The sequence below is a fragment of the Paraburkholderia sp. JPY419 genome (assembly GCF_050435705.1).
GTDB lineage: Bacteria > Pseudomonadota > Gammaproteobacteria > Burkholderiales > Burkholderiaceae > Paraburkholderia > Paraburkholderia youngii.
Genome location: NZ_JBNDKV010000002.1, coordinates 2,975,805 through 2,996,643 on the forward strand (window position 1 = coordinate 2,975,805; position 20,839 = coordinate 2,996,643).

Annotated in this window: 18 protein-coding genes and 3 tRNA genes; 17 read left to right on the forward strand and 4 right to left on the reverse strand. The window is 63.4% G+C overall.

The genetic code is table 11. From position 1 onward, the window contains the following. The first annotated feature begins 1 nt into the window (after nt 1). From QFZ91_RS19910 to nagZ, 11 genes are all read left to right on the forward strand, one after another. A complete protein-coding gene (locus tag QFZ91_RS19910; RefSeq protein ID WP_429568176.1) occupies nt 2-1,042 on the forward strand; it encodes a MucB/RseB C-terminal domain-containing protein in 1,041 nt (346 codons plus the stop codon). A gap of 37 nt (nt 1,043-1,079) precedes the next feature. After that, nucleotides 1,080-2,600 carry a DegQ family serine endoprotease gene (locus QFZ91_RS19915; RefSeq protein WP_176380350.1) on the forward strand — a complete coding sequence of 507 codons (1,521 nt, stop codon included), beginning with the start codon at nt 1,080-1,082 and terminating at the stop codon, nt 2,598-2,600. Then, nucleotides 2,597-2,869 (forward strand): glutaredoxin family protein, encoded by a 273-nt coding sequence (locus QFZ91_RS19920; protein WP_429568177.1) that lies wholly within the window; start codon nt 2,597-2,599, stop codon nt 2,867-2,869. Before QFZ91_RS19915 ends, QFZ91_RS19920 begins: the two co-directional genes overlap by 4 nt. Before the next feature lie 228 nt (nt 2,870-3,097). Beyond that, the gene (lepA, locus tag QFZ91_RS19925) at nt 3,098-4,891 is read left to right on the forward strand and encodes a translation elongation factor 4 (protein WP_429568178.1); all 1,794 of its coding nucleotides are present in this window, start codon (nt 3,098-3,100) and stop codon (nt 4,889-4,891) included. 18 nt (nt 4,892-4,909) lie between these two features. After that, complete coding sequence (lepB, locus tag QFZ91_RS19930; RefSeq protein WP_429568179.1) at nt 4,910-5,803, forward strand: signal peptidase I; 894 nt, start codon at nt 4,910-4,912, stop codon at nt 5,801-5,803. Between the two features lie 194 nt (nt 5,804-5,997). Then, nucleotides 5,998-7,281: a ribonuclease III gene (gene rnc, locus QFZ91_RS19935; protein WP_176380352.1), complete on the forward strand. Its 1,284-nt coding sequence runs from the start codon at nt 5,998-6,000 to the stop codon at nt 7,279-7,281. Nucleotides 7,282-7,335: 54 nt separating this feature from the next. After that, nucleotides 7,336-8,235 (forward strand): GTPase Era, encoded by a 900-nt coding sequence (gene era, locus QFZ91_RS19940; RefSeq protein WP_429568180.1) that lies wholly within the window; start codon nt 7,336-7,338, stop codon nt 8,233-8,235. Then, nucleotides 8,222-9,127: a DNA repair protein RecO gene (gene recO, locus QFZ91_RS19945; RefSeq protein ID WP_429568181.1), complete on the forward strand. Its 906-nt coding sequence runs from the start codon at nt 8,222-8,224 to the stop codon at nt 9,125-9,127. Before era ends, recO begins: the two co-directional genes overlap by 14 nt. Next, nucleotides 9,124-9,888, forward strand: coding sequence for a pyridoxine 5'-phosphate synthase (gene pdxJ, locus QFZ91_RS19950; protein ID WP_429568182.1), 765 nt, complete (start codon nt 9,124-9,126; stop codon nt 9,886-9,888). The genes recO and pdxJ overlap by 4 nt, the downstream gene beginning before the upstream one ends. A 24-nt stretch (nt 9,889-9,912) precedes the next feature. Beyond that, nucleotides 9,913-10,380 (forward strand): holo-ACP synthase, encoded by a 468-nt coding sequence (gene acpS / locus QFZ91_RS19955; RefSeq protein ID WP_176124164.1) that lies wholly within the window; start codon nt 9,913-9,915, stop codon nt 10,378-10,380. A gap of 66 nt (nt 10,381-10,446) precedes the next feature. Next, nucleotides 10,447-11,475, forward strand: coding sequence for a beta-N-acetylhexosaminidase (nagZ, locus tag QFZ91_RS19960; protein WP_429568183.1), 1,029 nt, complete (start codon nt 10,447-10,449; stop codon nt 11,473-11,475). An 80-nt stretch (nt 11,476-11,555) separates the two neighbouring features. Here the strand turns inward: nagZ and QFZ91_RS19965 are convergent, their stop codons facing one another. The 4 genes from QFZ91_RS19965 to earP all read right to left on the reverse strand — a co-directional run bounded on the left by QFZ91_RS19965 (nt 11,556) and on the right by earP (nt 15,750). Further along, on the reverse strand, nt 11,556-12,938 hold the full coding sequence (locus QFZ91_RS19965) for a sigma-54-dependent transcriptional regulator (RefSeq protein ID WP_176110284.1): 1,383 nt from the start codon (nt 12,936-12,938) through the stop codon (nt 11,556-11,558). A 187-nt stretch (nt 12,939-13,125) separates the two neighbouring features. Further along, the gene (locus tag QFZ91_RS19970; protein WP_176105468.1) at nt 13,126-13,332 is read right to left on the reverse strand and encodes a CsbD family protein; all 207 of its coding nucleotides are present in this window, start codon (nt 13,330-13,332) and stop codon (nt 13,126-13,128) included. A gap of 273 nt (nt 13,333-13,605) precedes the next feature. Continuing rightward, nucleotides 13,606-14,163 (reverse strand): elongation factor P, encoded by a 558-nt coding sequence (efp, locus tag QFZ91_RS19975; RefSeq protein WP_176105469.1) that lies wholly within the window; start codon nt 14,161-14,163, stop codon nt 13,606-13,608. 393 nt (nt 14,164-14,556) lie between these two features. Then, nucleotides 14,557-15,750, reverse strand: coding sequence for an elongation factor P maturation arginine rhamnosyltransferase EarP (gene earP / locus QFZ91_RS19980; RefSeq protein WP_429568184.1), 1,194 nt, complete (start codon nt 15,748-15,750; stop codon nt 14,557-14,559). 255 nt (nt 15,751-16,005) lie between these two features. Between earP and uvrC the strand changes: the two genes are divergently transcribed. From uvrC to QFZ91_RS20010, 6 genes are all read left to right on the forward strand, one after another. Then, the gene (gene uvrC / locus QFZ91_RS19985; RefSeq protein ID WP_429568185.1) at nt 16,006-18,237 is read left to right on the forward strand and encodes an excinuclease ABC subunit UvrC; all 2,232 of its coding nucleotides are present in this window, start codon (nt 16,006-16,008) and stop codon (nt 18,235-18,237) included. 202 nt (nt 18,238-18,439) lie between these two features. Beyond that, on the forward strand, nt 18,440-19,033 hold the full coding sequence (gene pgsA, locus QFZ91_RS19990; protein WP_176380360.1) for a CDP-diacylglycerol--glycerol-3-phosphate 3-phosphatidyltransferase: 594 nt from the start codon (nt 18,440-18,442) through the stop codon (nt 19,031-19,033). Nucleotides 19,034-19,231: 198 nt separating this feature from the next. Further along, nucleotides 19,232-19,307, forward strand: a tRNA-Gly gene (locus tag QFZ91_RS19995). Between the two features lie 63 nt (nt 19,308-19,370). Next, nucleotides 19,371-19,446: transfer RNA gene (locus QFZ91_RS20000), tRNA-Gly, on the forward strand. Nucleotides 19,447-19,575: 129 nt separating this feature from the next. Continuing rightward, nucleotides 19,576-19,649 (forward strand) — tRNA-Cys (locus tag QFZ91_RS20005). 378 nt (nt 19,650-20,027) lie between these two features. Continuing rightward, nucleotides 20,028-20,777: a TraB/GumN family protein gene (locus QFZ91_RS20010; RefSeq protein ID WP_429568186.1), complete on the forward strand. Its 750-nt coding sequence runs from the start codon at nt 20,028-20,030 to the stop codon at nt 20,775-20,777. Nucleotides 20,778-20,839: the final 62 nt, after the last annotated feature.

Genomic DNA, 20,839 nt, shown 5'->3' on the forward strand with positions numbered 1-20,839 from the left:
GATGCAGACTCCGCGGTTCAATAAAACGACTATCTGGGGGCGGTTGCCAGCATTTCTGTTCTGTGCAGCCGTGTTGTTGTCCGCTACACCGCGGGTCTTCGCTCAAGACGATCCGGTCGTCGCCCGTCGCACGGCCGCGGAACTGCTCGACCGCATCCATCAGGCCGCCCAGCAGCAGAACTACGAGGGCGCCTTCGTCTATCAGCGCGGCAATTTCGTGCAGACGTCGCGCATCGCGCATTACTCCACGCATACGGACGGCGAGTTCGAGCAGCTCGAAAGCCTCGACGGCAAGCCGCGCAAAATGCTGCGCCACAACGACGACATGTACACGTTCCTGCCGGAACGGCGTATCGTGGTCTTCGAAAAGCGGCAGAACAAGGATTCATTCCCCGCGCTGCTGTCCGTGAACGGCGAGCAGGTACTGTCCGTCTACGAGCCGAAGATGCTGGGCGATGACCGCGTCGCGGGCGTCGACAGTCTCGTGATGGAACTCGATCCGAAAGACGCGTACCGGTTCGCGTACAAGCTGTGGGCAGACAAAAAGACCGGTCTGCTGCTGCGCGCGCAGACGCTCGACCCGAGCGGCCAGGTGCTCGAGCAACTGTCGTTTTCGCAGGTCCGCATCGGCGTGCCGGTCGACAAGGCGGGCATCGTCAACGGCATCCGCAATCTCGCGGGCTGGACGGTCGTGCGTCCGCCAGTCGAGCCGGTCGACATGGCCGCGCAGGGTTGGCTAATCAATCCGTCGGTGCGGGGTTTCCATATCATCCGTCAGTTGCGCCGTCCGATGGCGTCGCGCGAGGCGGGGCAGCCGCCGATCCCGGTCGACCAGGCCGTGTTTTCCGACGGCCTCGCGGCGATTTCGGTTTTCGTCGAGCCGGTCGAGAACAACACGCGCAAAGAGGGCACGGGCGATAGCGGCGCGACGCACGTCCTGGTCAAGCGTCAGGGTGACTTCTGGATTACCCTGCTCGGTGAGGTGCCCCAAACCACATTGCAGCAATTCGCGTCTGCCATAGAATACAAAGCTCCGAAGTAACCCTTCCGAATCCTGAAATCCCTCGGCTTGCTACGATATGACGACTTTCTCGGTGCGCAAATTCCTCGCGGCCGTAGTGGTGGCGGCGTGTTTGCCGCTTGTGCCGCATATGGCATCAGCGGCTCCCGCTGCCAATCTGCCCGACTTCACTGACCTCGTCGACAAGGTCGGCCCGGCGGTCGTCAACATTCGCACGACAACGCGCGTGTCGAACGGTAGTTCCCGCGGCGGCCTGCCGCCGGGTATGGACGACGGCGATATGTCGGAGTTCTTCCGGCGCTTCTTCGGGATTCCGTTGCCGCAGTCACCGCAATCACCGCGCGGTGGTGATAACGGCGGTGGCGGTGGAGGGGGGGGCGGCAGCGGCGGCAGCCCGGATTCACAGGACAACACCGACCCCGAACAGAACAGCGGGGTGGGCTCGGGCTTCATCCTGTCGGCGGACGGCTACGTGATGACCAACGCGCACGTCGTCGACGACGCGGACACGATCTACGTGACGCTGACCGACAAGCGCGAATTCAAGGCGAAGCTGATCGGGGTCGACGACCGCACCGACGTCGCGGTCGTGAAGATCAACGCGTCGAACCTGCCGACCATCACGATCGGCGATTCAAACAAGGTGCGCGTCGGCGAATGGGTCGTCGCAATCGGGTCGCCGTTCGGTCTCGAAAACACGGTGACGGCCGGTATCGTCAGTGCGAAGGGACGCGACACCGGCGACTACCTGCCGTTCATCCAGACCGACGTAGCCGTCAATCCGGGCAACTCGGGCGGCCCGCTAATCAACATGCAAGGCGAAGTGATCGGCATCAATTCGCAGATTTACAGCCGCACCGGCGGTTTCATGGGCATTTCGTTCGCGATTCCGATCGACGAAGCGATGCGGGTGGCCGATCAGCTGAAGAGTTCGGGCAAGGTGGTGCGCGGCCGCATCGCGGTGGCGATCGGTGAAGTGACGAAAGACGTCGCCGATTCGCTCGGCTTGCCGAAGGCGCAGGGCGCGCTCGTCAGCAGCGTCGAGCCGGGCGGCCCGGCCGACAAGGCCGGCGTGCAGCCGGGCGACATCATCCTGAAGTTCAACGGTCATCCGGTCGAGACCGCGACGGACCTGCCGCGCATGGTCGGCGATACAAAGCCGGGCACGAAGACGTCGATCTCGATCTGGCGCAAGGGTCAGACGCGCGAACTGCCGATCACGATCGCAGAAATGCAGGCGGACAAGGTCGCCAAAGCGGATCAGAAGAAGCCGCAGGCGCCGAAGCAGCGCGCGACCAACGCGCTTGGCATCGCGGTCAGCGACATTCCCGCCGATCAGCAGAAAGCGCTGAAGATTCAGAACGGCGTGCAGATCGACGCGGTCGACGGTCCGGCAGCCCGTGTCGGGCTCCAAAAGGGCGACATCATCTTGCGGGTTGGCGACACGGATGTAACGAGCGCGAAACAGTTCGACGAACTGACCTCACACCTCGATTCGCAGAAGATGGTCGCGTTGCTGGTGCGTCGCGGCGACAACACGCAGTTTGTGCCGGTCCGTCCGCGCAGCGCGCAGAAATGACGAAGACGGCATCGCTCACGCTATATGGGCGCGCGTGGTGCCATCTGTGCGAGGACATGCGCGCCGCGCTCGAGCCGTTGCTGGCCGAGTTCGGTGCGCAACTGGCGGTGATCGACGTCGACCGCGATCCGTTGCTCGAAGCGCGTTACAACGAGTTGGTGCCGGTGCTGGTATGCGATGGCGTCGAGTTGTGCCACCACCATCTCGACGAAGCGCGAGTGCGCGCGGCATTGGCGGCGCATGCGTCGCGTGTGGCGGCGGCGTCCTGATATACATCCGCGCGGCATGGCGATTCGCGCGATCCATGCGCGTGTTTGTCGCGACTCGCTGCGATGCGCACGGTAAATTTCTCGACTCCTCTACGCCGTCTTGAGGCCCGCGCTATGCAAGATGCGCCGGCCGAGGGGCTTTTCGGCTAAAATAGATAGGTTTTTCACCTACTTACAAGGCGTGCTCCGCTATTGTCCGGGCGCGCCTTTTCGCTTGATCGGCACTGAATGGATCATATTCGTAACTTCTCGATCATTGCGCACATCGACCATGGCAAGTCGACGCTCGCCGATCGCATCATCCAGATTTGTGGTGGTCTGTCCGACCGCGAGATGGAAGCTCAGGTACTCGACTCGATGGATCTCGAGCGCGAGCGCGGCATTACCATCAAGGCGCAAACCGCCGCGTTGTCGTATCGCGCGCGCGACGGCCGAGTCTACAACCTGAACATGATCGACACCCCCGGGCACGTCGACTTCTCGTACGAAGTCAGCCGCTCGCTGTCCGCGTGCGAAGGTGCGCTGCTCGTCGTCGACGCGAGCCAGGGCGTGGAGGCGCAAACCGTCGCCAACTGCTACACGGCCATCGAACTCGGCGTCGAAGTGGTGCCGGTGTTGAACAAGATCGATCTGCCGGCGGCGAACCCCGAAAACGCGATCGCCGAGATCGAGGACGTCATCGGCATCGATGCGACCGACGCCACACATTGCAGCGCGAAGACCGGCCTCGGCGTCGAAGACGTGCTCGAAGCGCTGATCGCGAAAGTACCGGCGCCGAAGGGCGATCCGGAAGCGCCGCTGCAGGCGCTAATCATCGACTCGTGGTTCGACAACTACGTCGGTGTCGTGATGCTCGTGCGCATCGTCAACGGCACGCTGCGTCCGAAGGACAAGATCCGCCTGATGGCAACCGGCGCGCAGTATCCGGTGGAACATATCGGCGTGTTCACGCCGAAGTCGAAGAATCTCGAATCGCTGTCGGCGGGGCAGGTGGGCTTCATCATCGCCGGCATCAAGGAACTCGCGGCGGCGAAGGTCGGCGACACGGTTACGCTGGTGAACCAGCCGGCGGCCGAGCCGCTGCCGGGCTTCAAGGAGGTGAAGCCGCAGGTGTTCGCGGGTCTCTATCCGGTCGAAGCGAACCAGTACGACGCGCTGCGCGACTCGCTCGAAAAGCTGAAGCTGAACGACGCGTCGCTGCAGTATGAGCCGGAAGTGTCGCAAGCGCTCGGTTTCGGGTTCCGCTGCGGCTTCCTCGGTCTGTTGCACATGGAAATCGTGCAGGAACGTCTCGAGCGTGAGTTCGACATGGACCTGATCACGACGGCGCCGACCGTGGTCTACGAAGTTCTGCAGCGCGACGGCACGACCCTGATGGTCGAGAATCCGGCCAAGATGCCGGAGCCATCGAAGATCGAGGAAGTGCGCGAGCCGATCGTCACCGTGAACCTCTACATGCCGCAAGACTACGTCGGCGCGGTGATCACATTGTGTACGCAGAAGCGCGGCAACCAGATCAACATGCAGTATCACGGTCGTCAGGTCCAGCTGACGTACGAAATCCCGATGGGCGAAGTCGTGCTCGATTTCTTCGATCGTCTGAAGTCGATTTCGCGCGGTTACGCGTCGATGGATTACGAGTTCAAGGAATACCGCGCGTCGGACGTCGTGAAGGTTGACATGCTGATCAACGGCGACAAGGTCGATGCGCTGTCGGTGATCGTCCATCGCTCGCAAAGCCAGTATCGCGGCCGCGAAGTGGCAGCGAAAATGCGCGAGCTGATTCCGCGTCAGATGTACGACGTAGCGGTTCAAGCCACGATCGGTTCGAACATTATCGCGCGCGAAAACATTAAAGCGTTGCGTAAGAACGTGCTGGCAAAATGCTACGGCGGTGATATCACGCGTAAGAAGAAGCTGCTTGAAAAGCAGAAGGCAGGCAAGAAGCGAATGAAGCAGGTGGGCTCGGTTGAAATCCCGCAAGAGGCTTTCCTCGCTATTCTGCGTGTCGAAGACAAATAAGTTGAATAACGGAACCCTATGAATTTCGCGCTGATTCTTTTTGTGCTCGTCGTTTTGACGGGTGTCGCATGGGTCGCGGACAAACTGGTTTTCCTGCCGAAACGGCGCCGCGAGGCAGAAGCAGCAGTCGCCGAATTCGATCGTCAGCAGGCGCGCATCGGCGAGCGTTTCGCCGATGAAAACGCCGCGCAAACCCGCGCGCGTTTGCGGGACGACAAGCTGCGTCAGCCGTGGTGGCTTGAATATACGGCGAGCTTTTTTCCGGTGATTCTGGTGGTGTTCGTCGTGCGCTCGTTCGTGGTCGAGCCGTTCAAGATCCCATCCGGCTCCATGGTGCCGACACTGCTGGTGGGCGACTTCATCCTCGTCAATAAATTCGAATACGGTCTTCGTTTGCCGATCACCAACACGAGGATCACGCAGGGCCGTCCGGTCCAGCGCGGCGACGTGGTGGTGTTCCGTTATCCGAAAGACGAATCGGTCGACTACATCAAGCGTGTGATTGGCCTGCCGGGCGATGTGGTCGAGTATCAGGACAAGAAGTTGACCGTCAACGGCAAGCTGGTGCCAGAAACGCCGCTGCCCGATTATCTCGACGAAGAGCGGCTCGGCTATGCGAAGCAGTTCCAGGAAGATATCGACGGCCGCAAGAACGCGATTCTGAATAATCCGGCGGTGCCGCCGTTCATCGTTGGTGCGGAAGACTTCCCCTATCGCGACAACTGCCAATACAACGCACGTGGCGTGATTTGCAAAGTGCCGCCGGGCAACTTCTTCATGATGGGCGATAACCGAGACAACAGCGCGGATAGCCGGTACTGGGGTTTTGCGCCTGAACGCAATATCGTCGGCCGCGCATTTTTCATCTGGATGAACTTCAGCGATCTGCGACGCATCGGCTCCTTCCAGTGAGTCGTGTGCATTGATCGCTTCGTGACCACTTCTCATGAGCGATCACACGCCGCGCGAATAACCGGCACTGGTTATCTCGGTCGCGGCGTGTTGTCATGCTACTTTAAGAACTCGCGGTAACGTCGCTTCACCACGCTTTTTCCTCTGGCGCCCCGCCTTTCCGCCGGGTCAGGCGCCCGCGTTATACTCTGCCCATGCCTCTATCTCCGTTGGAAAGCCGTTTGCGCTATGAATTTCGCAATGCGGAATTGCTGCGCCAGGCTTTAACACACCGCAGTCACAGCTCCACGCACAACGAACGGCTCGAATTTCTCGGCGACTCCGTTCTGAATTGCGCGGTGGCTGCGCTTTTGTTCCAACGTTTCGGCAAACTCGACGAAGGCGATCTGTCGCGCGTGCGTGCCAATCTGGTCAAGCAGCAGTCCCTTTACGAGATTGCTCAGGCACTCAATATCTCCGAGGGCCTGCGCCTCGGCGAGGGTGAATTGCGCAGCGGCGGCTTCCGCCGGCCATCTATCCTCGCGGATACGCTCGAGGCGGTGCTCGGTGCGATATTTCTCGACGGCGGCTTCGATGCTGCGCAGACGGTCATCAAACGCCTCTACGTGCCAATCCTCGACCATATCGACCCGCGTACGCTCGGCAAGGACGCTAAGACGCTGCTGCAGGAGTATCTGCAGGGCCACAAGATTGCATTGCCTACCTATACGGTCGTCGCCACCCATGGTGCGGCGCACAATCAGCAATTCGAAGTCGAATGCACGGTGCCAAAGCTCGACGTCAAGGTGTCCGGCTCGGGCGCGAGCCGTCGCGCGGCGGAGCAGGCGGCCGCAAAGAAAGCGCTCGACGAAGTAATGGCCGCGGCGCCTGCCGTAGTTGCGAAGCCGAAACGTTCGAAAAGCGCGCGCGCCGCGAAAAATGCCGAGCAGGACATCGTGCCGGGTGTGACCGGCGTGCAGGCCGCACTGGATTTACGCACACCGGATCGCAAGAGCGCGCGCGGCGAAGGGCGGGCGCCTGCTGCGGTTGAAGCCCACGCCGACAAGTCTGCCGTGGAAAAGTCAGCGGTTGAAAGGCCTGCAGCCGAGCGTGCAGCGCCGGGCGCCGCCGGTGCGCCGTTGGCCGTCATCCGTGCCGCGCATGTGGAGTACAGCGGACATGACAAGCCGGAGCGCGCCGAGAAGTCCGAAAAGGCGGAGAGAGCCGACAAGGTTTCGGTGCACTCAGGCGAGAAACCTGTCGACAAGCCGGCCGAAAAACACTCAGCGGACAAAACCCCCGACCTCAAAGCCGACGCGCCGTCACACGCGCGCAGCGCAGAGCGTCAGCGTAACCGCGAAGCCGCGCCGGGCACTACCTCATCGAGCGTTTCCGCCGCACCCGCGTCGGTTGTCTCGGCGGCCCCGGCGGCACCTGCCGAACACGAACCCGGCGTCGCCGGCGCGGTGCAAACGCGCGTCGCCGATGCGGGCCATTGATTGCCATCGGCGTGCGCGTCGCGCGCGCCGACCTGAACCTGCCGTAGTCCGAATATGAACGCTCCCACTCCCACTGGTTTTCGCTGCGGCATGGTCGCGATCGTCGGCCGCCCGAACGTCGGTAAGTCCACGCTGATGAACGCGCTGGTCGGCCAGAAAGTCAGCATCACGTCGCGCAAGGCGCAGACCACGCGCCATCGCATCACCGGCATCAACACGCTCGAAGACGCCCAGTACATCTTCGTCGATACGCCCGGTTTCCAGACCAAGCACAGCGGCGCGCTGAACCGCTCGCTGAATCGCGCCGTCACGTCGACGCTGACCTCGGTCGATGCGATCCTGTTCGTCATCGAAGCAGGCCGCTTCGGCCCCGACGACCAGAAGGTACTCGACCTGATCCCGGCGAAGGTGCCGACGTTGCTGATCGCGAACAAGCTCGATCGCGTGTCGGATAAAGACTCGCTGTTCCCGTTCATGCAGCAGATGAGCACGCTGCGCGAGTTCAACGAGATCGTGCCGCTGTCGGCGAAAAATACCGACGACATCAAGCGTCTGATGGCGACCATCAAGCCGTTCCTGCCGGAAGGCGAGCCGATCTACGGCGAGGACGACCTGACCGATCGCAGCGAGCGCTTCCTTGCGGCCGAAATCCTGCGCGAGAAAGTCTTCCGCTGGACCGGCGACGAACTGCCGTACACCAGCACCGTGCTGATCGACAAGTTCGAAACCGAAGGGCGACTGCGCCGTATCTTCGCGACGATTCTCGTCGATCGCGACATGCACAAGGCGATGATCATCGGCCAGAAGGGCGCGAAGCTGAAGCAGATCAGCACCGAGGCGCGCCTCGACATGGCGAAGCTGTTCGACGGGCCGGTGTATCTCGAGACCTTCGTCAAGGTGAAGAGCGGCTGGGCCGACAACGAAGCCGGGCTTCGTGCGTATGGGTACGAATGACGCGTGGATGACGCTCAATTCAAACGAAGCTCCGCACCAACCGGAGCACGAGCCGTCGCGGCCCGCGCGTAGCGCGAGGAAGTCGTCGGCTCAGGCAAAAGGCGCGAAAAGCGCGCCCGCCGACGATGGCGAGCCGCGCAAAGCGCCAACGCGTCGCGCGCCGCGCACCTCCACATCCGAATACCGGATCACCGAGCAGCCCGCGTTCGTGCTGCATAGCTACCCGTATCGCGAGACCAGCCTGATCATCGACGTGCTGTCGCGCGATCACGGTCGTCTCGCGCTCGTCGCGAAGGGCGCAAAGCGCCCGCACTCCGCGTTGCGCGGCGTGCTGCAAACGTTCCAGCCTTTGTCGCTCGCATGGTCGGGCAAATCTGAAATGCGCACGCTGACCGGCGCCGAGTGGGTCGGCGGCATGCTGCCGCTGACCGGCGATGCGCTGCTGTGCGGTTTCTATGTCAACGAACTGCTGGTGCGCTTCTGTGCGCGCGAAGACCCGCATCCGCAGTTGTTCCATCACTACGTCGTCACGCTGACGCGTCTTGCGCACGATGAGCCGCCCGTGCAGGTGCTGCGCTCGTTCGAGCGCGTGCTGCTGCGCGAGACCGGCTACGCTATGGCGCTCGACCGCACGGTCGCGCGCAAGGCCGTGCTCTCCGACGGCCGCTACGTGTTCGATCCCGAGCGCGGCGTGCGCGAGGCATCGGACGAATGGCCGGCGCAGTGGCCGGTGGTATCGGGACAAACCTTGCTCGATATGGAAAAGGACGATTACCATCGAGCGCAGACCGTCGCGCAAAGCAAAACGCTGATGCGCTTCCTGCTCAACACCTATCTCGGCGGCGCGCCGCTTGCTACCCGCCAGATCCTGATCGACCTGCAGAACTTATGAGCTTCTTCCTGACTTCGCCGACCGTGATCGACCTCGGCGTGAATATCGACCACGTTGCCACGCTGCGCAACGCGCGTGGCACGTCCTATCCCGATCCGATCCGCGCCGCGCTGATGGCCGAAGAAGCCGGCGCCGACGCGATCACGCTGCACCTGCGCGAAGATCGCCGGCATATCGTCGACGCCGACGTGCACAAGCTGCGTCCGCTGCTGAAAACGCGTATGAATCTCGAATGCGCGGTCACGGCCGAAATGCTCGACATCGCGTGCGAAGTGCAGCCGCACGACGTGTGCCTCGTGCCGGAAAAGCGCGCGGAGCTGACGACCGAAGGCGGTCTCGACGTCGCCGGCCAATTCGAGGCGGTGCGCGCCGCATGCAAGCAACTGGCGGACGCCAACTCGCGCGTGTCGCTGTTCATCGATCCCGACGAAACGCAGATTCGCGCCGCGCACGAAGCCGGCGCACCGGTGATCGAGCTGCACACCGGGCGTTACGCGGAAGCGCACGATCCCGCCGAACAGCAGCGCGAATACGGGCGCATCGTGCGCGCGGTCGAATTCGGCACGACGCTCGGCCTCAAGGTGAACGCGGGCCACGGCCTGCACTACACGAACGTGCAGCAGATCGCGGCTATCGACGGCATCGTCGAACTCAACATCGGCCATGCGATCGTCGCGCACGCGATCTTCGCGGGCTGGGACAACGCGGTGCGCGAGATGAAGGCGATCATGGTCGCCGCGCGTCTCGGCGCGCGCGCGTAACCCAATCTCGCGACGGACGCACGCATGGCAATCTACGGAATCGGCACCGACATCGTTCAGGTCAGCCGTGTCGCAGCGGTGATGACTCGCACCAATGGCCGTTTCGCTGAGAAGGTGCTCGGTCCCGACGAACTTCGCGTCTACCACGCGCGTCAGGCCCGTTCGGCGGCGCGCGGTCTCGCGTTTCTCGCGACACGTTTTTCGGCGAAAGAGGCGTTCTCGAAGGCAATCGGCCTCGGCATGCACTGGCCGATGAGCTGGCGCGCGTTGCAGACGCTGAACCGGCCGAGCGGCGAGCCGATGGTGGTCGCCTCCGGCGAGCTGGCCGACTGGCTCGACGCGCGCGGCATCACGGCGCGCGTGACGATCAGCGACGAGCGTGATTACGCGGTGTCGTTCGTGATCGCCGAGACGCAGCGGCCGGACGAGACGGAAGGTTCGTTTGCCGCGCCGGCGTCGCGGGCTTCGTCCGCGCACTCCGCCACCGAATAAAAACGTTGAACGCGGCCGCTGACAGTCGCGTTTGTCTTTGCGTCAGACTCTTTTCCAGCGGATTCGATGAAAACCACACCCGGACCGGTGATGCTCGACGTGGTCGGCAAAACGCTGAACCGCGATGACAAAAGGCGTCTCGCTCACCCGATGACCGGCGGCGTGATCCTATTCGCGCGCCACTATGAGAGCCGCGCGCAACTGGTCGCGCTGACCGATGCGATCCGCGCGATTCGCCCGGATCTGCTGATCGCGGTCGATCACGAAGGCGGCCGCGTGCAGCGCTTTCGTACCGACGGCTTCACGGTGCTGCCGTCGATGGGCAAGCTCGGCGCGTTGTGGGACGAGGACGTGCTGCACGCAACGAAGGTGACGACCGCGGTCGGCTACGTCCTCGCCGCGGAATTGCGCGCATGCGGTATCGACATGAGCTTCACGCCGGTGCTCGACCTCGACTATGGGCACTCGCAGGTGATCGGCGATCGCGCGTTCCATCGCGATCCGCGCGTGGTCGCGCTGCTCGCGAAGAGCCTCAATCACGGTCTCGCGCTCGCCGGCATGAGCAACTGCGGCAAGCATTTTCCGGGGCACGGATTCGCGCAGGCCGATTCGCACGTCGCGATGCCCGTCGACGAACGCCCGCTCGACGAGATCCTCGGCAACGACATCGCGCCGTACGACTGGCTCGGTCTGTCGCTTGGCGCGGTGCTGCCCGCGCACGTCGTCTATCCGGCGGTCGACGCGAAACCGGCCGGCTTCTCGCGCATCTGGCTGCAGGACATCCTGCGCGGCAAGCTCGGCTTCGAAGGCGCGATCTTCAGCGACGATCTATCGATGGAAGCCGCGCGCCAGGGCGGCACGCTGACCGAAGGCGCGCAAGCCGCGCTGAAGGCCGGCTGCGACATGGTGCTGATCTGCAACCAGCCGGACGAAGCGGAGAAGGTGCTCGACGCACTGCGCGTCACGCCGTCGAAGGAATCGCTGCGGCGGCTGAAGCGCATGCGGCCGCGCGGCAAGGCGCTCACGTGGAGCAAGCTGATGGCCGAGCCACGGTACGCCGAAGCGCAGAAGCTGCTTCGCAGTACCTTTGCATAAATGGCAATGGCGCCTTGAAGCAATTCAAGGCGCCATTTCTTTATCAGCTTCGACTGCTCGAACCGTCGTCGAGCAATCGCTCAGTTCAAGCGCATGCGCTGCAGCTTGTTATACAGCGTCTTCGGGCTGATTCCCAGCAACGACGCGGCGCGATGCCGCGTGCCGCCGACCGCATCGAGCGTCGCTCGAATCAGCATTTCTTCGACATCCGCGAGCGGCGTGCCGACCGTCACCTGCACGCGGCTGCCGTTCAGCTCGCGGCCGTTGGCCGTGCCGGCTTCGTCGGCGCGCAACGATTCGATCACGTCGCCCGATGCCTGATAGGCGCGCCGCACGCGTTCCTGCAGCTCGCGCACGTTGCCCGGCCAGTCGTACGCGAGGCATTCGCGCAGGAAGTTCGGCCCCGCCTGCTTCGCGACCTCGGGCGTGCCGCGCGCGGTCGCTTCCACATTCAGTTCGTCGACGACTGCCTGCGCGATCAGCACCGGATCTTCGCCGCGCTCGCGCAGCGGCGGCAGGTTGACCGCGGCGGCCTCGAGACGCAGCGCGAGGTCCTGATGCAGCGAGCCGTCCGCGACCGCCGCGCGCGGCGGTTTGCGCGTCGACGCGATCAGTCGGAAGTCGGTCACGATCTGGTTGCTACCGCCCACGCGCATAAAGGTCTGCGAATCGAGCGCGCGCAACAGCGCTTCCTGCTGCGCGCGCGGCAACTCGGTGATTTCGTTGATGAACAGCGTGCCGCCGCTCGCCTGTTCGAAGAGGCCTGGCTCGCGCTGCTCGGCGCCGCCGAACGCGCCGCGTTCGTGGCCGAACAGCATGCTGTCGAGCGAGCGATTGAGGCCGCCGGCCGCCGCGCCGCGGCAATCGAAGGTGACGAATGGGCCTTTGCGACGGCGGCTCATGTCGTGCAGCGTGTGCGCGGCGATCTCCTTGCCGGTGCCGGCTTCGCCGGAGATCAGCACCGCCGCTTCGGTCGGCGCAAGCCGCTCGATCGTGTCATACACGTGCTGAATCGTGCTGCTGCGGCCGAGCATCGAACCGAAGCGTCCCAGTTGACGCAGCGATGCGCGCAGCGCCTGGACTTCCTCGGTCAGTTCATAAGGCCGCGGAATGCGCGCGAGCAGGCTGCGCAGACGCGGGATGTTGACCGGCTTCAGCAGATAGTCCCAGATACCGTGCCGCAAGCCCTCGATCGCACTCTCGACGGTCGCATTGCCGGTCATCACGATCACCGGAAGCGCGCCGCCTGGCGGATGCGCGGGCAGATGCTGCAACAGATCGAGCCCGCTGCCATCCGGCAGATTCAGGTCGACGAGCACGACGTCCGGAATGAAGCGCGTCAATGCGCCGCGCGCCTCGGCGAGCGTGGTCGCGGTGTCGACTGAAAAGCCGTCGGCGGCGAGGATTGCCGACAGCCCGGACAGGCTATTGGGATCGTCTTCAACAATCAGGGCGTGTGGCATGGCGAGCGCAATTTTATGAATGGGTTGAATGCCCGGCGCCGCCAACGCTGATGGCGCGCACCGCGGGCTCCTGGGGGCTCGATGACAGGGCTAAACGAACGGTCCTTGTACGGTGAAAAAACGACAGCCGCCGGCACTGCGTCTTGAGCGGCGCGGGCCGGCGCCTGGAGTTCCTTCACTGCTCCTGTCAGAAATCCCGGTTGCTATCGAAAAACCGGCGCACTTCGAGTTCCGCCTGTTCACGGGTTTTGCCATAGCGTTCCTGAATCAGACCGGCGAGCTTGTCGGCCCGGCCTTCGGCCTTGGTCAGCTCGTCGTCGGTCAGTTCGCCCCATGCGGCCTTCGCCTTGCCGACCATCTGTTTCCATTTACCTTCAGCAATGTCGTTGTTCATGGTGCCTCTCCCACGGTGGAAATTGAGCGGTACTCGCGTAACTCTCTCCACCTAGCAGGGATCGTGCCAAAAAGCTTGGATGAAATGGATCAAGGGCCTGCCGCGCGCGCGACGCGAATTCAGGGTGTCGCGATGGCAATTTTGAGAAATTTGCCGGTAAAGTTTTCCTAAACCATACACGGCGCGACAGAAAAGAAAAAGCGCCCAAAAATTGAGCGCTCTGGGTGCAGGCCGGCAGGGCGCCGGCGCTGGCGGGGTGACGCAGGCCGCCGTTTAGGCGCGGCTGCGGTACTCGTGCGTACGGGTATCGATTTCGATCTTGTCGCCGATGTTGCAGAAGAGCGGCACTTGCAGTTCGAAGCCGGTGTTCAGCTTGGCGTTCTTCAGGACCTTGCCCGACGACGTGTCGCCTTTGACTGCCGGTTCCGTGTAGATGATTTCGCGAACCAGCGTGGTCGGCAGTTCGACCGAGATGGCCTTCTCGTTGTAGAACACGACTTCGCAAGCCATGCCGTCTTCGAGGTAGTTCATCGCGTCGCCCATCATTTCGGCTTCGACCTCGTACTGGTTGTAGTCGGCGTCCATGAACACGTACATCGGGTCGGCGAAGTACGAGTAGGTCACTTCCTTGCGCTCGAGCACGACGACGTCGAACTTGTCGTCCGCCTTGTACACGGTTTCCATGCCTGCGCCGGTCAGCAGGTTCTTGAACTTCATTTTGACGACGGCGGAGTTACGGCCCGATTTGTTGTATTCGGCCTTTTGCACGACCATTGCGTCTGCGCCGATCATCACGACGTTGCCGGTGCGGAGTTCCTGTGCGGTCTTCATAAAACTGTCCTGTACGAGATAAATAGCTTAACTGTTGCTCAACGACATAGGTGCCAAGCGGCTTCGGCGTTTCGCCCACCGCCTGCCGCGCGCCGCTCGAAGCGACCGCAGCCCGGATGCGTGAAACGGGACCGGCTCACGGCGAAAATCGCGGCGTGATGCCCCGGCGGTTCCACCTGTCCGTTACCTGAGTTTTTACCCTGTTCGGGCGTGTACACGAGTGGCGCCGATCTGCAACACGCCCAAACATACGTCCCTTTTTTGACATTCGCGTGCCCGACCAGGAGATTGGGACACGTGCTGTGTTTTTCGAGGGGACCGGTCAGACGGGCTGACCATGGGGTTGTTGCTCGAATCGGGCCGCGCTTGCGTCGTCGGCCGTTGGATAACCGCTTATTTTAACTGAGTTTTTGCGAACGAGGTCAGATTTCCGGCGAGATCGCCGACTTGCGCGAGTTCGACCGCCCAGGCGGCGGCGCGCCGCTTAAGCGCCGGATAGTGGCGCTGGAAATCCGCCCAGTCCGGCTGACCCGCGCCGTTCCAGGCGTGCCAGAAACGCCCGAGCGCGGCGCGGGCGTCCCTGGACAGCGTGCGCGTGTAGTGCGCGAGCGCGGCGTCGAGCTTTGGCAGATGGGCGTCGTCGGCCTGCGGATAGATGTGCCAGACGAACGGCTTGGCGGCCCACTGTGCTCGCACGAACGAGTCCTCGCCGCGGACGAAGTTGATGTCGCTCGCCCATAGCAGCGCGTCGTAGCCCGGCTGTTCGGTGAAGGCGAGTGCGTGCGCGCTGAGGTTGCCGCGCGTCGCATAGGTGCCCGCCGCAAACGACGGTAGGCCGAAAAAACGCGCGAGCGCGCCGGAAATGCGACCTTCGGGCACCAGCAGCACGATCGGGCTTGCGCTGTCGTGCCATTGTTCGAGCAGACTGTCGACGGCCGGGTTTTCGTATGCGAACAACGACACGACGGTCGCGTCGGCGGGCGGCGGCGCGTGGCCCGTGACGTTGCGCCACCAGTCGGTGCGCGCGGCCGGCGAGCCTTCGAACGCGGCGCGCGCCGCGTCGAGATCGCGCTCCTTCAAGACGCCACCGGTGCCGGGGCCGAGGCCGGGAAAAAAGAAGATCTTGCTGAGCGCGTAGCGCGGATGCGGCGACGGCCGCAAATGAAAATCGGCGATCCAGTCCTCGGCGCTCAGATATTCGAGGTTGAACCACAGCGGCGCGCGCGCACGCTCGGCCATCGCCGTGATATAGACGGGCGGCAGTTCGCAGCCGAACGCCTCGATCACGACGTCGGCGACTTCGAGCGTGTCGCCCGCATGGGACGGCTCGTGCCAATGCTCGATGACAATGCCGTCGAGCGTTTGCCGCGCACGCTCGAGCACGAGCGACGGGCACAGCCTCTTGAACGCATGCAGATCGTCGACGAACACGCGCACCTGCCAGCCATGCTCGTGCGCGAGTTGGCGCGCGAGGCGCCAGCACACGCCGATGTCGCCGAAGTTGTCGATGACCGCGCAGAAGATATCGCAGGCGATCGGGTTGGCAGGGGCGGCGGGTGATCCGGAAGCGGGTGCGACGGAGGACATGGCGGCTCGGCTGGCTCGGTGACTCCGGCGACGCGGAGCGGGTTCGAACGAACGCGGAATGTTCTAAACTGGCGATTCTAAAGCCTCGCTCGCGATCGCGCGCGCCGTTTGTCCGCCACGCGGACCGCATGGCGCGACGCGCGACACGACCCCCGGTGCATGGTGCCGGGCACCCGCCGGCGCAATCGGCGCAATCGGTGCAATCGGTGCAAGCGGCGAGGCAGCGCGAGACAGTCCCACCCCAATCGATCCCGCATGACCGAACCCGAAGCAACCGACGCCCCCGACACCTTCGAGCCGAAAAAAGTGCTCGCCCAACTGCCGCATCTGCCCGGCGTGTACCGCTATTACGACATGAGCGGCGTGGTGCTCTACGTCGGCAAGGCGCGCGATCTGAAGAAGCGCGTATCGAGCTATTTCACCAAGACGCAGCTGTCGCCGCGTATCGCGATGATGGTCACGCGCATCGCGCGCATCGAGACGACGGTTACGCGTTCCGAGGCCGAGGCGCTGCTGCTCGAAAACAACCTGATCAAGGCTCTCACGCCGCGGTACAACATCCTGTTTCGCGACGACAAGTCGTATCCGTATCTGAAGCTGACCGGCCACAAGTTTCCGCGCATGGCCTATTACCGCGGCTCGGTCGATCGCAAGAACCAGTACTTCGGTCCGTTCCCGAGCGCGTGGGCGGTGCGCGAGAGCATCCAGATCCTGCAGCGCGTGTTCCAGTTGCGCACCTGCGAGGACTCGGTGTTCAACAACCGGACGCGGCCGTGTCTGCTGCATCAGATCGGCCGCTGCACGGCGCCGTGCGTTGCGAATATCAGCGAAGAGGACTACGCGCGCGACGTCGCCAACGCGTCGCGCTTTCTGCTCGGCCGCCAGGGCGAGGTGATGAAAGAGCTCGAGCAGAAGATGCACGCGTTCGCGAGCGAGCTGAGGTTCGAACAGGCCGCGGCGGTGCGCAACCAGATGAGCTCGCTGTCGACGGTGCTGCATCAACAGGCGATCGAAGTCGGCAGCGATAGCGACGTCGACATTCTCGCCGTAGTCGCACTGGGCGGCCGCGTGTGCGTGAATCTCGCGATGGTGCGCGGCGGGCGGCATCTCGGCGACAAGGCGTACTTTCCCGCGCACGTGGAGAGCGCGTTGACGGCGGAAGAAGGCGGGCTGGAAGAAGACGGCGATCAGGACGATGCATCGGCGGGTGGGCAAGCAGTCGCGCCGTCGGCCGCAGCGGCGAGGGCCACGGCCGATGCGCTCGCGATCGCGCAGGACATGCCATCGGAAGACGAAGACACCGATGGTAGTGACGAAGAAGCGCTCGACGAAGCTACCGAAGCGACAGCGGACGCCGTCAGCGACGAAGGCACGGACGAAGGCGCCGACGGGAACCCAGAATCCGGCCCGGCGGCGAAGGGGCGCAAAGGCCGCGCGCCCGGCGGCGTCGAATCCGAAGTGCTCGAAGCGTTCATCGCGCAGCATTACCTCGGCAATCGCGTGCCGCCAGTGCTGGTGGTCAGCCACGCGCCGGCGCGCGAACTCGTCGACGTGCTGATCGAGCAGGCGGGCCACAAGGTGAGCGTGCTGCGTCAACCGCAGGGACAGCGGCGCGCGTGGCTCGCGATGGCCGAGCAGAACGCGCGGCTCGCGCTCGCGCGGCTGCTCTCCGAGCAGGGCTCGCAGCAGGCGCGCACGCGCGCGCTGACCGACACACTCGGCATGGAGTGCGACGACCTCGCGCATCTGCGCATCGAATGCTTCGACATCAGTCACACGATGGGCGAGGCGACGCAGGCGTCGTGCGTCGTCTATCACCACCACAAGATGCAGTCGTCCGAGTATCGCCGCTACAACATCACCGGCATCACGCCCGGCGACGATTACGCGGCGATGCGCCAGGTGCTCACGCGCCGCTACGAGAAGATGGTCGCGCAAGCCGCCGCGAACGCGAGCGACGAAGCCGCCGAATCGCAAAGCGACGCGGCCGCCGATCCGTCGCTCGCCGCCGATGCCGCCGAGCCGGCCGCGGCCGGCGGCATGCTGCCGACCATCGTGCTGATCGACGGCGGCAAGGGGCAGGTGGAGATCGCGCGGCAGGTGTTCACCGAGTTGGGGCTCGATACCGGCATGCTGGTCGGCGTCGCGAAGGGCGAGGGGCGCAAGGTCGGTCTCGAGACGCTGATTTTCGCCGACGGCCGTGCGCCGCTCGAACTCGGCAAGGAAAGCGCCGCGCTGATGCTGGTCGCGCAGATCCGCGACGAAGCGCACCGCTTCGCGATCACCGGCATGCGCGCCAAACGCGGCAAGACGCGCCAGACCTCGCGGCTCGAAGAACTCGAAGGCGTGGGGGCCAAACGGCGTCAGCGCCTGCTCGCGCGGTTTGGCGGCTTGCGCGGTGTGGTGGCGGCGAGCGTCGAGGATCTCGCGAGCGTTGAAGGTATTTCGCAGGCGCTCGCCGAGCAGATCTACCGGCAACTGCATTGAATCGACGAGCCGCGCCGCGCTGTTATCGGCACGACGGCTCGCTGGAGCTGACGCATCGCGCTGCGCAAGCGCCGGGTCCGCGCCCGTGGCAGGCGCGGCCCGCTTGCCGCTTCCGCGCGGCCATGCCCGGGCCGCTTGCTTGTGGCAGGCCTTGTGACACGGCACAATTGCAACTCACTTGTCAGACGCTGCGCCTGCCCCCATGCCGTTTAATTTCCCGATATTCCTGACCTGGCTGCGGATCGTGCTGATTCCGCTCGTCGTCGGTGTGTACTATTTACCTGACATGATGATGAGCCCAGTGCACCGCAATCTCGCGGCCGCGACGATCTTCATCCTGGCGGCGCTCACCGACTGGTTCGACGGCTTTCTGGCCCGCAAATGGAATCAGACCTCGGCATTCGGCGCGTTTCTCGATCCGGTCGCGGATAAGCTGATGGTCACTGCGGCGCTGCTCGTGCTCGTGCAGCTCGCGCGGATCGATTCGGCGATCGCGCTCGTGATCGTCGGACGCGAAATTGCGATCTCGGCGCTGCGCGAATGGATGGCGCAGATCGGCGCATCGAAGAGCGTTGCTGTGAACTCGCTCGGCAAGTTCAAGACCGCGTGCCAGATGGTCGCGATTCCGATGCTGCTGTTCTATGGTCCACTGCCGCTCGGCGGCGGCGTGACGGTCGACACACGGGTGTGGGGCCTGTGGCTGATCTATCTGGCCGCGTTCCTGACGATCTGGTCGATGCTTTACTACATGAAGCTCGCGTGGCCGCAGATTCGCGAGCGCGGTGGTGTCGCGTGATGGCGTGAACAAAAGGAGCGCGCGGACGCAAAAGTGTGTTCGAACCGTTCGCTACTACGAGCGAAATATTTCTTTAAAACAGATGGGCCAAAAGGGGTTGACACGTTTCAGTCGTTTCTCCATAATCTCGTTTCTCCGATGCACGCAACGCGAAACACCGGAGACGCTGTAAAGCAGTAGCAGTAAATGCAGTACGACGCGGGAATAGCTCAGTTGGTAGAGCGCAACCTTGCCAAGGTTGAGGTCGCGAGTTCGAGCCTCGTTTCCCGCTCCAGTTTTCGAAGCATCGCGTTGTTTGGCGAAGTAAAAAACGCAGCGCGGTGTGAAGCAGTTCAATGCGGGAGTAGCTCAGTTGGTAGAGCGCAACCTTGCCAAGGTTGAGGTCGCGAGTTCGAGCCTCGTCTCCCGCTCCATACATCAGGGGAAGCAACGCTTCCCTTTTTGTTTGGAAGGCCGGTCGTTCTGAACTTTCCAGAGCTTCGGTTCTTCTGGTGACCACCAGATAAATCTGCGAACCCGTGTCTAGGTTCCAGTCCGCTTGCGGCGCGATAGCAAAGCGGTTATGCAGCGGCCTGCAAAGCCGTTTAGGCCGGTTCGACTCCGGCTCGCGCCTCCAGTCTTTGATGTAAAACAAAAGCCCCGACTTGTCGGGGCTTTTGTTTTTTCTATTCCTCTTTCGCCAGCTTTTGTCGACCGTCATCAGCCATGTGAGCGGACCGGTCGATCCCATCGCGCGCTGTAGACGTTGCTTCGAATCAATCAAAAATGGAGCGCGGATTTGATCGACGGCAGGGCAGCGTTGTTCAGGACGTAACACCACCGCATTTTTCGGTGTATCGCTATTACCGCGTTTGACTCCGGCTCACACATGAGCAGCGCATTCTGATTAATGGCGTGTCCGGCTCGCGGAGAAGGACAAAGCACGTCGGCGCGCCGCATCCGGAACGGACGATAGAATCACGGCACCGTCATCGCCCGCTCTCATTGAAGCCGCATGTATTTCCACCTCACCGGCACACAGGTCCGCTTGCTCGGCTCGATGCATCTGTTTCCCGCGACGAGCCGTCGAACGCCGCCATGGATCGCCGACGCCTATGACTGGGCTGAGACGCTCGTATTCGAGTCCGATCCAGCGACGATCCTGCCGTTTCTCAAAGCCGACGCACACCCCGCTGCGGCACAACTGCGGCCCTTGATGCGCGATGAAGCCTGGACGCAACTGCAGGCGCTATGGCCAACCGATGATCTGCTCGCGCCGCTTGAAACACTGCGCCCGTGGGCCGCGCTGATCGTCGCGCCGACGCTGCTGCAGCAGGTCGTCGAGGGTGTCGAGCCGCGCATGTTGCGCTCGGCGCTCGCGCAGGCGAAGCCGTATCGCTATCTCGAGTCCGCACAGGACGTCGCTGTCACGCTCGAATCGATTCCGCTCGAAGCGATTGCCGCCGCGCTCGACATGCTGATGGCCGATCGCGGCGAGCCGCAGCGCACGCTCGAACGGATGCACGCGGCGTGGCTGGACGGCGATCGGCAAGCGATACAGCAAATCGCCGTCGAATCACCGATGTTCAATCTGCCCGGCATCCGTCAGGCGATCCTCGACGTGCGCAATCGCGCATGGGCCGCGCGGCTGAACGAATTGCTGGACGTGCGCGACCGCACGCTGGTGGTCGTCGGCGCGCTGCATCTGTGTGGTCCCGACAATCTGCTCGACTGTCTCGCGCGACCCGTGCAAGCAGTGTTCTGAACGCGTGCGCGGATTTCGCGACTGCACACGGCCGTGTCGACCGCCCGGACGACTGGCCGTTT